Source organism: Paraburkholderia sp. PAMB 6770, assembly GCF_057748135.1.
Window position 1 is genome coordinate 393,099 of the sequence record NZ_CM173239.1, and the last position, 13,477, is coordinate 406,575.

General features: G+C 63.3%; 13 protein-coding genes. 11 read left to right on the plus strand and 2 right to left on the minus strand.

Annotated features, from left to right (window positions below; translation table 11 throughout):
• Window positions 1-9: 9 nt before the first annotated feature.
• Window positions 10-819, minus strand: coding sequence for a transporter substrate-binding domain-containing protein (locus AC3AP7_RS19345; RefSeq protein WP_487364189.1), 810 nt, complete (start codon window positions 817-819; stop codon window positions 10-12).
• Between the two features lie 227 nt (window positions 820-1,046).
• Here AC3AP7_RS19345 and AC3AP7_RS19350 point away from each other — a divergent pair, with 227 nt between their 5' ends.
• The 6 genes from AC3AP7_RS19350 to AC3AP7_RS19375 all read left to right on the plus strand — a co-directional run bounded on the left by AC3AP7_RS19350 (window position 1,047) and on the right by AC3AP7_RS19375 (window position 6,384).
• The gene (locus tag AC3AP7_RS19350) at window positions 1,047-2,033 is read left to right on the plus strand and encodes a LysR family transcriptional regulator (RefSeq protein WP_487364190.1); all 987 of its coding nucleotides are present in this window, start codon (window positions 1,047-1,049) and stop codon (window positions 2,031-2,033) included.
• The gene (locus AC3AP7_RS19355; RefSeq protein ID WP_487364191.1) at window positions 2,023-3,429 is read left to right on the plus strand and encodes an aspartate ammonia-lyase; all 1,407 of its coding nucleotides are present in this window, start codon (window positions 2,023-2,025) and stop codon (window positions 3,427-3,429) included. Before AC3AP7_RS19350 ends, AC3AP7_RS19355 begins: the two co-directional genes overlap by 11 nt.
• Before the next feature lie 94 nt (window positions 3,430-3,523).
• The gene (locus AC3AP7_RS19360) at window positions 3,524-4,264 is read left to right on the plus strand and encodes an amino acid ABC transporter permease (protein ID WP_487364192.1); all 741 of its coding nucleotides are present in this window, start codon (window positions 3,524-3,526) and stop codon (window positions 4,262-4,264) included.
• Between the two features lie 2 nt (window positions 4,265-4,266).
• Window positions 4,267-5,049 carry an amino acid ABC transporter permease gene (locus tag AC3AP7_RS19365; protein WP_487364193.1) on the plus strand — a complete coding sequence of 261 codons (783 nt, stop codon included), beginning with the start codon at window positions 4,267-4,269 and terminating at the stop codon, window positions 5,047-5,049.
• A 44-nt stretch (window positions 5,050-5,093) separates the two neighbouring features.
• Window positions 5,094-5,873, plus strand: coding sequence for an amino acid ABC transporter ATP-binding protein (locus tag AC3AP7_RS19370; RefSeq protein WP_487364194.1), 780 nt, complete (start codon window positions 5,094-5,096; stop codon window positions 5,871-5,873).
• On the plus strand, window positions 5,863-6,384 hold the full coding sequence (locus AC3AP7_RS19375; protein ID WP_487364195.1) for a prolyl-tRNA synthetase associated domain-containing protein: 522 nt from the start codon (window positions 5,863-5,865) through the stop codon (window positions 6,382-6,384). The genes AC3AP7_RS19370 and AC3AP7_RS19375 overlap by 11 nt, the downstream gene beginning before the upstream one ends.
• Before the next feature lie 360 nt (window positions 6,385-6,744).
• On the opposite strand, the gene AC3AP7_RS19380 is transcribed toward AC3AP7_RS19375, so the two are convergent.
• On the minus strand, window positions 6,745-7,467 hold the full coding sequence (locus AC3AP7_RS19380) for a GntR family transcriptional regulator (RefSeq protein WP_487364196.1): 723 nt from the start codon (window positions 7,465-7,467) through the stop codon (window positions 6,745-6,747).
• A 144-nt stretch (window positions 7,468-7,611) separates the two neighbouring features.
• Here AC3AP7_RS19380 and AC3AP7_RS19385 point away from each other — a divergent pair, with 144 nt between their 5' ends.
• The 5 genes from AC3AP7_RS19385 (at window position 7,612) to AC3AP7_RS19405 (ending at window position 13,443) form a co-directional block, all read left to right on the plus strand.
• Window positions 7,612-8,409 (plus strand): cyclase family protein, encoded by a 798-nt coding sequence (locus AC3AP7_RS19385; protein WP_487364197.1) that lies wholly within the window; start codon window positions 7,612-7,614, stop codon window positions 8,407-8,409.
• Window positions 8,406-9,395 (plus strand): fumarylacetoacetate hydrolase family protein, encoded by a 990-nt coding sequence (locus AC3AP7_RS19390; protein WP_487364198.1) that lies wholly within the window; start codon window positions 8,406-8,408, stop codon window positions 9,393-9,395. The genes AC3AP7_RS19385 and AC3AP7_RS19390 overlap by 4 nt, the downstream gene beginning before the upstream one ends.
• A gap of 72 nt (window positions 9,396-9,467) precedes the next feature.
• Window positions 9,468-10,685: an MFS transporter gene (locus AC3AP7_RS19395; protein ID WP_487364199.1), complete on the plus strand. Its 1,218-nt coding sequence runs from the start codon at window positions 9,468-9,470 to the stop codon at window positions 10,683-10,685.
• A 98-nt stretch (window positions 10,686-10,783) separates the two neighbouring features.
• Entirely contained in the window at window positions 10,784-11,839 is a 1,056-nt protein-coding gene (locus AC3AP7_RS19400) for a porin (protein ID WP_487364942.1), read from the plus strand.
• 473 nt (window positions 11,840-12,312) lie between these two features.
• Entirely contained in the window at window positions 12,313-13,443 is a 1,131-nt protein-coding gene (locus tag AC3AP7_RS19405) for a methyl-accepting chemotaxis protein (RefSeq protein WP_488324872.1), read from the plus strand.
• Window positions 13,444-13,477: the final 34 nt, after the last annotated feature.

Here is a 13,477-nt window from a genome sequence, read left to right on the forward strand (position 1 = left end):
GGATGTGCCTTACAGCGCCTTTTTATGTTGTGCCTGCAACCATTCGGATGCGGGCAATCCCCATTTCTTTTCCAGATCGATCAGTTCGCCGCTCTTGTGCCACGACGCGACCGTGTTCGAGAGGAACGTGCTCAGCGGGGTGTTCGCGTTATCCTCGGCGACCGCCAGACCCCACGGTTGCAGATGGTCCGGGGGGAGCGGTTCGTCGAAGCCCTGCAGCTTGCCATCGTGGAGCAACTGTGCGGTTACTGTGCTGTCTTCGACGAACCCGACACAGGAATTGTTGAACAACGCGTTAATCGCCTGCGTGAGGTCTGCAAATGCCGCGATGTTCACGCCATACCGCTCGCTGACGTCCCGGTTGTAGTACGTGCCTTGCACGCCGCACACGGTCTTGCCGCGCAGATCGGACCATTGTTTGAAACCGGAGCCCTTGCGTGCGATGAAACCGGTACCGCCGGCATAGTAGAACGGCTGGATAAAGTCGACCACCTTGGCGCGCTCCTCGTTATAGGTGAGGCTCGCGAGGATGACGTCGATACGGCCCTGCTGAAGAAACTGGATGCGGTTGGCGGGTTGGACCGGAACCATCTCGACCTTCACGCCCAGTCGCTTGCCGATATCATGCGCGAGATCGGGTTCGAATCCGACAATCTGCCCCGTCTGGTCTCGCATGCCAAACGGACGGTAGTCCGTATTCACACCAATCTTGATGACCCCCGCGCTTTTGATCTGATTCAATGAATCCGCGCCCGCATGCGCCTGCATGCTGAATGCCGCTACACAGAGCGACAGGACAACTCCAAACAGCGATTTCACGATGGACTCCTCCAGAGTTCAGGCTCGCGCCCGTTTTGTATGACCCGTTTCACCAGACCGCGATAGGGATCCCGGCACCCGAAGCCTACGCATCCCCATATCCGTTTTCAAATAGTTGCGGTCTGCTATTAGCAAAGCTGCGCACTAACATTAGCGTGGCTGATAGTGTTGACGTAACATTTGATTATCTACTGGGTGACGCTTAGTCTGCTTCCGAGGGATCACTTATGCCCGCCGTCAAATTCATGGATATGCAAACCCTTCAGATCTTCGTAACGACCGCGGAGGAGCGGAACATGTCGAGCGCCGCGAGGCGGCTCGGCCTGACCCAGTCCGCGGTCTCGCAAAGCATCCGGCAACTCGAAGATCAGTTCGGTGTCGTGCTGTTCAACCGTGAGCGCCGTCCACTGACACTCACCGCGGCGGGTCTGGCGCTGCGCAATCGCGGCGTCACGCTGCTGGAGGATATGAATCGTCTGAAGGCTCACGTCATTGATGCGAGCAAGGGCATCAAGCCGGATGTGCGTGTGGGGCTGGTCGACTCATTCGCGGGAACATGTGGGCCAGCGTTCATCAAGGCGATGCTCAATGAGTCGACCACGCTCTCGGTTCGCACCGGCCTCGCGCCCTATCACAGCGAAGCGCTCGTCGGGCGCGACCTCGACATCGTCGTATCGACCGATCCGCTGGCGGATCTCGATGGGATCGAGCGTCGCCGGCTGCTGTCCGAACAGTTCGTGGTGATCACACCCCGGCAGCACAAGGCGAGCGTGCGAACCCCGGCGGATCTGAGCGAACTGGGCGAGACGTTGCCCATCGTTCGCTTTAATCGCCAGTCTCATATCGGTGCGCAAATCGAGCGCTTTCTGCGCCGTATCGATGTCCGGATCCCGCGTCGTCTGGAAGTGGACACAGCCGACACGTTGACGTCGATTGTCGCGGGCGACATCGGATGGGCGATCACGACGCCAATGTGCCTGTTGCAGGCCGGTGAATACGCAAGAAAGGTGAAGCTGCATGTGCTCGGCGCATCGACTGCGGGCCGCTCGCTTTATCTTCTCGCGCGCCGCGACGAATACAGCAGCCTGTTCGAAGAAGTTTACGCGATCGCCCATTCGATCGTATCGGACTCGCTGTTAAAGCGACTTGCGGAAATCCATCCCGAGCTTCCGAAGCTCATTGAAATTGAAACGGAGACAGAACATGAGCGGTAACACCGAGACGTCGACCCGGGTCGAAAGCGATTACTGGGGAGAGGTCAGTATTCCTGATCATCAACTATATGGCGTGAATTCCGTGCGCGGCGTGGAGAATCTGCGCGTATCGAAGCGGACCATTGGAGATGTGCCGGAATTCGTCAAGGCATTTGCGCACTGCAAATGGGCAGCGGCGCTGGCCAATTTCGACCTCGGCGTGCTGACGCGCGAACAGTGTGATGCGATCGTCGGCGCCTGTCGCGAAATCGTCGAGGGCCAGCATGCTGCGTCGCTCGTCGTCGACCTGCTGGAGGGGTCGGGCGGTACGTCGACCAACATGAACTTCAACGAAGTGATTGCCAATCGTGCGCAACAGTTGCTCGGCGGTGTCTCCGGACAGTATGACCTCGTGCATCCGAACAATCATGTCAATCGCTCGCAATCGACGAACGATGTTTACCCTGCGGCGATGAAAATGGCAGTCTACGGACTGCTTGCGCCGCTCGTTGCCGAGCTGTCGCAGCTCGCACTGGCCTTCGAGGCCAAGTCCCTCGAATTCGCCGATGTGCTCCACCTCGGCAGAACCTGTCTGCAGGACGCGCAGCCGATGCGGCTCGGCCAGGTGTTCGGCGGCTATGCTGCGCTGGCAAAGCGACTCGTCGACGAATTGCAGACTGTGCGGGACAAATTGCTCGTCCTGCCGCTGGGCGGCACGGCCATCGGTACCGGTTTTGGCGCGCCGGCCGGCTACCGCAGCACGGTACTGGCTCACCTCGGCAAGCTCGCCGGCGCGCCCTATTGCGCGCCGGACGACTCGTTCGATGCAATGCAGAACCTCGATGTGTTCTCGCGCATCTCGGCCGAACTGCGCGTATGCGGCACGTCGCTCGCCAAGATCGCGTCAGACCTGATCCTGCTTTCGTCGGGGCCCGTCGGCGGGCTTGCGGAACTCATGTTGCCGGCGGTGCAGGCCGGCTCGTCGATCATGCCCGGCAAAGTCAATCCGGTTGTGCCGATGGCGATCGTACAGCTCGGTTTTGCGGTCGTCGGCAACGATAACTGTGTTGCACAGGCCGTGCAGTACGGTCAGCTGGAGATCAATCACTTTGAGCCCGTGGTGGCCGACCGGGTGTTCGAATCGCTGGAGTTGTTGACAAACGGCGTACGCCTGTTCCGCGAAAAATGCGTGAGGGGAATCCGGGCAAACGTCGAGGTCAACGAGCGGCACCTGTTCGAATCGATGGCCGTGGCGACGGCGCTGGTGCCGACGCTCGGCTACGCAAAGGTGAGCGAGCTTGCCCGGCAGTCCGTCCATCAGGGGCAACCGCTGATCCGGATTCTCGAGGAGACCGGTGTGCTCGGTGCGGGGCAGGCGCGTCGCCACATCGAAGAGTCGACCCGTCCCGCCTTTTGACGTTTTGCCCAATGAATAGAGGAGGAGACCGGAGGCAGGCTGGCGTTGCGCCCGATGCGAGCCATCGGGCCATGCCTTCGGAAGGAGCAATGACATGAATGGTATCGCGGGGTTCTTTCAGTGGTTGAGCGTCCACGCGGGCGTCAACTTTTCCGTGTTCTACGATGCGTTCGAATGGCACATGTTCGTGCATGGCATCGCGATGACGTTCATGCTCTCGGCGGCGTCCATCGTCGGGAGCGTGATCCTCGGAGTGATCGGTGCGTTCTTCCAGCGTTCGCCGTCACGGGCGCTGCGCATCTGCGCCGACGCCTATGTATGGCTGTTCCGGAACACGCCACCGCTCGTACAGCTGTATTTCTTCTATTTCGCGCTGAGCCCGTTCCTGACGCATCTGGCCGGCGCCTCCACCCCCGTGCTGGGCAATATCGGCTGGGCGGTCGTCTCGCTGATCCTGTTTGCCGGGGCATTCAATGTGGAAATTTTCCGGTCCGGTATCGAGGCGGTGCCGCATTCGATGCTCGAAGCCGCGTCGTCGCTCGGGATGAGCCATCTTCAAACCTTCCGGAAAGTTGTGATGCCCCTCGCGGTACGCATCAGTTTGCCGGCGCTGGTGAATAACCTGATCAACCTGATCAAGACGACCACCAATGCCTATGCGATCGCCGTCCCCGAACTGCTCTACGTGTCGTCCCAGATCTGGGCTCAGGATCTGAACACGCTGGAGATGATGATCGTTCTGCTGGTCTTCTATCTGGGGGTCATCGGCGCTTTCGCGATGCTGATGACGATGCTGGAAAAGTCGGTTGCCGTACCGGGCTGGGGGAAACAATGAACATGCGCTATCGCTTTCTGTCGTCGCAACCGTTGCGGATCGGGGGCACAGCGGCGCTTGCGCTGGCGTGTCCCGGACTGGCTGTCGCACAGACATCCGGTGCGAGCGGACATGGCATTCCCTGGGCGGTGTTGCTGCCCTGGCTTCCGGTGATTCTCAAAGGCTTTGCGTTCGACGTCCTGATCAGCTTTGTCGCGATGATCATCGGGACGGTCCTCGGCACCGCGGTCGGCATAGGCCAGGTATCGAGCCACAAGGGCGTGCGCGTGGCGAACCGGTGGGTGACCCAGTTCTTCCGGAACGCGCCCTGGCTCGTCATCTTGTTTTTCTGCATTTATTTGCTGCCCTATCAGATCAGCCTGTTCGGGGTGTCCGTGCCGTTCCCGGCATGGGTGAAGGGCATCGTGGGCCTCTCGTTTCCGGTCATGGGCAACGTATCCGAAGTGGTGCGCGGCGGCATTCTCTCGTTGCCGTCCGGTCAATGGGAGGCTGCTGCCGCACTCGGGCTGACGCGCAGACAAACGCTCAGGCTCTGCATCCTGCCGCAGGCCGTCAAGCGTATGGCCGCGCCGTGGATGAATACCTATGCAATCCTGATGATGTCGACGCCGCTCGTTTCGATTGTGGGCGTCGACGACAGCGTCAGCATGGCGAGCTCGGTGTTGTCCGCACTCGCGAGTCCGGCGCTGATGATGCCTGTGTATGGCCTCATTCTCGTGCTGTTCTTCGTGTATTGCGCGCCGATTGCAATGTTTACCCGACAACTCGAACGGCGCTACCGGTAAGCGGACGAGCGTCAATCCGATATAGCGAAAATGTGGAGACACCTATGACAGCCACCCAGCGAATCGACGTCGCCCCGCCCTGCGCGGCAGATCCCATCGTATCGGTGCGAAACGTGAAGAAGGCCTTTGGCGCCCACCAGGTACTGCGCGGCATGTCGCTCGAAATACGGAAAGGGACAGCGGCCGCATTGATCGGGCCATCGGGGTCGGGAAAATCGACGCTCCTGCGTTGCATTAACGGACTGGTCGACATCGACGAAGGGGAGGTCTTCGCCGCCGGGCATACTGTTCACACACTGCGCGGCGACAAGGAACGTATCGCGCTGCGCAAGGACGTGTCGATGGTATTTCAGCAATACAACCTTTTTCCGCACATGACGGTGCTGGAAAACGTCATGCTTGCGCCGGTTCATGTCCTTCATCAGCCGAAAGACGAGGTCGAGGCGCGCGCGGTCGAACTGCTTGCCAAAGTCCGGCTGTCGGGCAAGGAGAAGGCGTTCCCGGGGCAGCTATCAGGCGGGCAGCAACAGCGCGTGGCGATTGCGCGGTCGCTGGCCATGCGCCCGGACGTCATGCTCTTTGACGAAGTGACGGCCGCGCTCGACCCGGAAACCGTCAAGGAGGTCCTGAGCACGATACGGGATCTGGTGGCGGAAGGCATGACCAGCATCCTCGTGACGCACGAAATGCGCTTTGCGCGCGAAGTCGCGCACCAGGTGTTTTTCACGGATAAAGGGCTGATCGTCGAGTCCGGATCGCCGGCGGCGTTTTTCGACGCGCCCCAGGATCCCCGCACGCGGGAGTTTCTCGGCCATGTCCTGTGATCGCGTGATGCCCATGGCGGGCAGGCAGGAATTGCTCGCGTTTCTTGACGGGCACGCGATTGCGTACGAGCAGGCCGATCATCCGCCCGTGACCTCGATGCAGGCGTCCGGTCGGCTTGAACTGGAGATCGAGGGCATACGCTGCAAGAATCTCCTGATGCGGGACAAAAAGAAGCGGCGCGTGTTGCTGGTCGTCGTGCGGGCAGACCAGCTGGTCGATGCCGCATCGCTCGGACGCAAGCTCGGGTGCGGGCGATTGTCCCTGTGCTCCGCGGACGTACTGTACGACATTCTTGGCGTAACGCCAGGCGCGTTGTCCCCGCTCGCGCTTGTCAACGATGCAGGTAAGGCAGTTGAGCTGGTGATCGACGATCGGTTGCGGGATGTGCCCCGGATGCTGTTTCATCCGCTTGTCAACACGTCGACTCTCGCGCTCGCGCACGCCGATTGGTGCCGTTTCCTGAGCGCCGTGGAACGCGAGCCGACGTACGTGGAGATGGCGGATTCGTGATGCCGGTTGCCTCGCGGCTTCTTTGCCGTTTGGGCGAGCGTGACGAGCAGCGCCCGCCGCTACGCTCATCGGCTGGCCCGGCAGTCGTGTCCTGTCCAGGGGGCGCCCTCGGGTCCGGTTCAATCACCGCGCCAAGGCGCCCTGCTCGACGGTGGCGCGGCTCATTTCTCGATCGACACTCGGGCCCCCGGCACATCAGGGCAGCGATCGTGCAGCCGTCCGGTTGCATGAGGAGCACGACGGGCACACCGCACCGCGTCGCCCCTGGCCCCCGCCGGGAAACAGGCATCTCGCGCACCACCGGATAGCCGCCGCGGGCGGCGCGAGATCCGGCCGCTTCGCGACGCCATATCCTGCCTGCTACCTTGTGGACGATGCCCGGGCCCCGCTGCGCCTTGGCACCGTGTTCTCCGCGGCAAATTTGCCCGACTTGTACACTTCATGCGGTGTGATCGCCAGATGCTCGCGCAGGAATGCCGCCGCCACTTCCGGGTCGCGGTCGAGCACAGTCCGCATCAGTTTTTCGTGCTGTTCGACGAAGCCTTCGATATGCGGCGCATCCGCCAGAAACACCTGCCGGTAACGGCTCGCCTGGTCATAGAACGTCGACTGCAACTCCTTCAGCCGCTGCGAGCGGCAAGCGCCGAGCAGCGCCGCATGAAAGCGCTTGTGCGCCTGTTCGATCGTGCGGCGGGCGTCGGATGGCGCATCGTACTGACGCGTCGCCGCAAACGAAAGCTGCGCAAACGTGCCGGCAATCTCCATTTCCCACGCCGCGTCGCCGGTCTCGATCGCTTCGCGCAACGCCTCCGTCTCGATCAGCTGGCGCATGCGCGTCAGGTCCCGCAAATCCGCTTCGGTCAGCGGCGCGACCCGGAAGCCGCGCCGCGTTTCGTTCGTCACGAAACCGAGCGACGTGAGCTTCGATAGCGCTTCGCGCAGCGGCGACGCGCCGATGTCGTACAGCTCCTTGAGCTGCTCGATGCGCAGGTTCTGGCCCGGCGCGAGTGCGCCCGACACGATGTCTTCGACCAGACGTTCGAGAATCGCTTCAGTCAGCGTTTCCTTGACCTGAGTGTCCATGTTGACGGCGGAGGGAGGGGAGGATTCGATCCTGCCTACCCTCGTCAATTTTGTCAATAACTAGCTAATTTGTCGATGTAGTGGATTTTACCGATAAAATTGCGCGGTGACATGGCCCATCATTCGCCTCACTGGAGGAGTTTCATGGACACTGCGCGTTTGCGTTTTATCGACCTGTCGGTGACGTTGGAGAACGATGTTCCCGCCGATCCGCCGCCATTGCGGCCACACATCCGCTATACGGATCACCGGCACGGAGCCGGGCAGCTTGCGGCGATGTTCCCGGGGCTGTCGCCCGACGCGTTGCCGGATGGCGAGGGCTGGGCGGTGGAGGATCTCGTCCTGCACACCCATAGCGGTACGCATATGGACGCGCCGTGGCACTACGCGTCGACGATGAACCGCGGTGAACGGGCGATCGGCATCGACGAACTGCCGCTCGAATGGTGTTTCGCACCCGGTGTGAAGCTCGACTTCCGCGCGCTGGCCGACGGGCACGTGGTGAGCGCCGCCGAGGTCGAGGCCGAGCTGGTCCGGATCGGGCATCGGCTCGCACCGCGCGAGATCGTGCTGGTCAACACGTCTGCGGCGGCACAATACGGCTCCGACGCGTACGTCGACAGCGGATGCGGGATGGGCCGCGAAGCGACGCTTTACCTGCTTGAGCGCGGCGTGCGTGTGGTCGGAACCGACGCATGGAGCTGGGATGCCCCGTTTGCCCACACGCGCGAGGCCTATCTGCGCAGCGGCGACGCATCGCTCGTCTGGGAGGGCCACAAGGCCGGTCGCGAGATCGGCTATGGGCAACTGGAGAAGCTCGCGAATCTCGATCTGCTGCCGCCGTCGGGATTTACCGTCTGCTGTTTTCCCTACAAGATCAAGGGGGCGTCCGCGGGGTTCACGCGCGCGGTGGCGATCCTCGACATGGAGGAGCCGTCGTGATCCTCGCCACGTTTGTCGAAGCCGACGGGGTCGCACGGGTCGGCGCGGTACGGCCGGGTACGCGCCACGTCATCGATCTGTTCGCCGCTCACCTGATGCTGCACGGCTCGCGCGAACCCGCGTTTCTCGACATGCTGTCATTGATGCGCGGCGGCGCGCGCGCGCTCGACACCGCACGCGCGCTGCTCGGGAAGACCTCGCACGACGCGCCGTTCATTCATGCCTTCGACGCGATCCGCTTCCTCGCCCCCGTTCCGACGCCCGAGCAGATCCGCGATTTTTCAACCTTCGATCTGCACATGCGCCAGGCGGGCGCCGCGATCGGCCGCATGCGCGCGAGCCGGCACGGCGTCGACCCCGGGACGGTGCCGTGTCCCGACGACATCGCGCTGCCGCCCGTGTACCTTGCTCAGCCGATCTACTACAAGGCGAACCGCTTCAACGTGGTGGGGCACGAGCATGAGATTCGCTGGCCGCGCGCCGCACATCGTATGGACTACGAAGCGGAGTTCGGCGTCTACATCGGACGCGCAGGCCGGGACATCGGTGCGGACAAGGCGCGCGACCATATTTTCGGCTACACGATCTTCAATGATTTCACGGCGCGCGATCTTCAGGAGCAGGAAATGGAGGGGCCGTTCGGACCGGCCAAAGGCAAGGACTTCGATACCGGCAACGCAATGGGCCCGTGGATCGTCACGCCCGATGAAATCCCGGATCCGCGTGAACTCGACGTAATCGTGCGGGTGAACGGCGAGGAGTGGTCGCGCGGCTCGACCCGCGACATGCGGCACAGCTTCGAGCGGATCATCGAGCATGTGTCGCGCGACGAGACGCTGCACGTCGGCGAGTTTCTCGGCTCGGGCACGATCGGCGGCGGCTGCGGACTGGAGATCGACCGCTGGCTCAGCGACGGTGACGTGGTCGAAATCGAGTTCGAGCGGATCGGCGTGCTGCGGAATCGTCTCGTCAGACAGACGGGGTAGCCCGGCGTCGATCTCACGAAATATCGCGCTGCTTCAGACATAGACAGGACTACAAATTTTATGGAGACGGAGATGGGAAACAGATGGTTGGCATTGCTGGTCTTGTGCCTGAGCGTGTTTCAGTTCACGTTGAACTGGTTTTGCGTTGTTCCCGGGTTTCCCGCGATCGCACGCGAACTCGGGTTGTCGATTCCACAGGTTGCCGGTCTGATCGCGGCGTTCGTCGGCGGCTACGGTCTGTTTCATCTGCCCGGCGGGTGGCTGTCCGCCCGCATCGGGATGCGCGCGACGCTGCTGATCGGCATTGCCGTGGAGGCGGCCGCGTCGGCGGCCACGGCTGCCTTGCCGTCGTATCCGGCGATGCTCGTTGCGCGCCTCGTGGCCGGCGCCGGTGGCGCGTGCTGCCTCGGCGCTTCGGTGGGGCTCGTCAGTGTCTGGTTCAGGGACCGCGAGTTGTCGCTGGCCATGGGCCTCACGACAGGCGTGGCATTCGCACTCGGCGCGGCCAGCGGCCTGTTCATCTGGTCGCTGATTGTCGCGGCCGTGGGCTGGCGTGCCGCGCTGGTCCTCTCGGGAGGCATGGGCGCCCTCGTGCTGTTCGCGGCGTGGTTTGCACCGCTGGCTCCGCGCGGCGAAGGACAGTCCGTGTCAGGCGGGCACCTGAACCTGCAGGCCGTCCGGCGGGTCCTGATGCACAAGGCGCTGTGGTGGTGGGGGCTCAGTATTGTCGGATCGTATGGCGCGTTCTTCACAGCCGCCCAGTTCCTGCCCATCTATGCGGAGCGGTTTCTCGGACTCGATGCGATCGCGGCCGGCAAGGTCAGTGCCGCGCTGCTGCTGAGCGGCATTCCTGCGGCGCTGCTGGGCGGCTGGGTCGTGGATCATTTCGGGCGCGTGCGCTGGCTGATTTGCGGCGCGTTCGTCGTCAGCGGCGGCGTGATGCTCGCGCTGCCGGCATTCGATGCAACCACGATCCTGCTCGCGGCGCTCGCGATTGGCCTGGTGACGATGATCGGGCTGACCCCCTGGTTCAGCGTCCCCGCGATGTATCCCGACTCGATCCCCGCGCACGACGTGCCGGCGGCTTCCGGGCTGATGCTGACACTGGCGGCGATCGGCGGGTTTGCGGTTCCGATCTGCTTTGGCCGCATTGTCGCGTTCGCCGGATTTCATGGCGGATGGATCTTTCTGGGCGGCGTGTCGATCGCGTTCACGCTGTTCGGTCTGGTGGCACCCGAACCGCAGTCGCACACGAAAGCGCATCTTGCCGTCGGTGCCGAAACGCTCTGATTTTTCCGGCGCAAGCTGATCGAACCTGCCCTGATCGTTTGATGTCGTTTTAGCGGTTTAACCATTTAGTTATGCAAAATAATGGAGGAGACAAGATGATGCGAGTATCGATCCAGAGCGCGAAGCGGATTGTCGCGCTGGCTGGCATGCTGTCGGCGGTTCACGCGTTTGCGCAATCGAGCGTGACGCTCTACGGCCAGACGGACGTGTTTGCCGGCATGTCGAAGAGTCCCGGCGGGCATAACGCGTGGGAGGAAGGCAGCGGCGGCATGTCGACGCCCTACTGGGGGCTGAAAGGATCGGAGGATCTCGGCGACGGACTGAAGGCCGTGTTCGCGCTCGAAAGCTTCTTTCAGCCGCAGAACGGGGCGGTGGGGCGTTATCCGGGCGATGCTTTCTTCGCGCGTAATGCGTATGCCGGCATTGAATCCCCGTATGGAACGTTCACGGCCGGGCGGCAGACAACCGACCTGTTCGTCGCGACGATCCTGTTCAACCCGTTCGTCGATTCGTTCACGTTTTCGCCCGTCGTGCTGCAAACGTATCTGGGCCTGGGCGGCCAGGGCGTTGCAGGGGATACCGCCTGGAACAATGCGATAGGCTACCACTCGCCGATCTATGGCGGACTGACCGGCGGCGCGATGTACGCGTTCGGCAATGCAGCGGGCGAAGCCGGGCTGCACAAGTGGGGGGCGAGCCTCCTGTACTTCCACGGGCCGTTCGCGGCCGCGGCCGATTACCAGTACGTCAACTACGACGAAGCGGCCGGCGATATCGGCGACGCGCTCGCGGGCGTGCCGGGACTGACCAGCCAGGGAGCGGAGGAAGTCGCCGCGTCGTACGACTTCAAGCTCGTCAAGCTCTACGCACAATATCTGCACGTGCAGGATCAGGCCACCACCGGGAACTTCGGCGTCAGCACGGGGCAAGTCGGCGCGAGCATACCGGTTGGACCGGGTTCGGTGCTGGCGTCTTATGCATGGTCGAAAAGCAGCGCGTCGGCGGGAGGAGGCGTGACCCGCAACACGTGGGCGATCGGCTACGACTATCCGTTGTCGAAGCGCACGGACGTCTACGCAGCCTATCTGTCGGATCACCTGAGCGGGCAGTCGACCGGCGACACGCTCGGCGCCGGCATCCGCGTGAAGTTCTGACGATAAACGAGCCGACGACCTCGGGCGCCGCGGCCCATGCCGGGTGCGCGGCGCCGGAACTGGACAGACCGATGCTCACGCGTTTCTTCCTGTACACGCTGGCTCCCGGCATGGCGCTGATGCTGCGGGTGCGGCTGCTGCCCAAGCTCGTCTTCGTCACGCTGCCGCTGGTGTGCGGCAATGCCGTGCTGATGCTGTCGCCCGGCGGCGATCACGCGTCATCGGCGCGGATCGTCGCTGCCGGATGCACGTTGGGCTCGGCGTATCTCGCGCTGTGCTGCGCTTTCAGCCTGCAGCGTGCGATCCGCGTACTTCGCGAAATGCTCGATGCAATGGCCGCGGGTGACCTGACCCGGGTGCGCGCATCGCAGGGCAACGACGAACTGTCGCGCGTCGGCCGCACTGCGGAAGCCGTCATGCGTCAGTTTTCGCACCTGGTGTCGAGTATCCGCAGCGAAGCGCAGCTTGTGGCCATGGCGGGCGACGAACTCCTTGCGAGCGCAACCGAACTCGCGGCGCGCACGCAGGAACAGGCGAGCAGTCTCGCACAAACGTCCGGCAAGGTCGTGGAGCTGGTCGGGGTCGTGGAAACGAACGCGGGCGACGCGCGGCAGGCCGATGCATTGACCGCGCGCGTGCGGCGCACCGCCGGAAACGGCGCCGCGAAAGTGGATGCCGCGGTTCGTGCGATACGGGGACTGGAAGCGCGATCGGGCCGGATGAACGACATCATGACCGTGATCAACGACATCGCGTTTCAGACCAACCTGCTGGCGATCAACGCGGCCGTCGAGGCGGCGCGCGCGGGGGAGGCCGGGCGCGGTTTCGGTGTCGTGGCAGCGGAAGTCCGTCAACTGGCCCAGCGGAGCGCGAAAGCGGCGGCCGAGGTGAAGACGCTGATCGAGGGCTCGTTTGCCGAGGTGAAAGCCAGCGTGAGCGGGATACGCGAGGTGAGCGACGCGCTGGCCGCGATCGGCGCCCACCTCGACGACGTCGCGATCAAGGCGCGCGTGATCGTCTCTTCGAGTGCCGCGCAGCTCGACGGTTTTGTGGAGATCGGGCGCGCGGTTCAAGGACTGGACCAGATCACGCACAGCAATGCGCACAGGGTCGAGCGTGCGGCCCGGTCCGCCGGACGGCTGCGCGAGCAGGCGAGTCAGCTGTGTGCGGCGGTGATCCACGTGAAGCTGCGCCAGGGATGTGCGGACGAAGCCCGCGCGCTGGTCGAGAAAGCGGTGGAGGTGCTTGCCCGCGACGGCCTGGAGGCCGCGAAAGCGCGCTTTCATCGGCGCGACGGCGAATTTGTCGACCGCGACCTGTTCGTGATCGTGCTCGACCGGCGGGGCTATTTCCGCGCGTTCGGGGCCGATCCGCGCAAGGTGGACCAGCCCGCGGTCGCCGCGCCCGGTGTGGATATCGACGAGCTGAATCGCAAGACGCTGGCGTGTGCGGACCGCGGCGGCGGCTGGATCGAGTTCAGCGGTCTCCATCCGGTGACGCGCGTGCCCGTGGACAAGATGGCGTACATCATGCCGGCCGCGGATTCGCTCATCGTGATGTGCGGCGTCAACAAGACCGATGGCGGCGCCCCCGTTGCGCAATGAGGCGTGCAGCGTGCAGCGGGACCGGCGTTCGGCC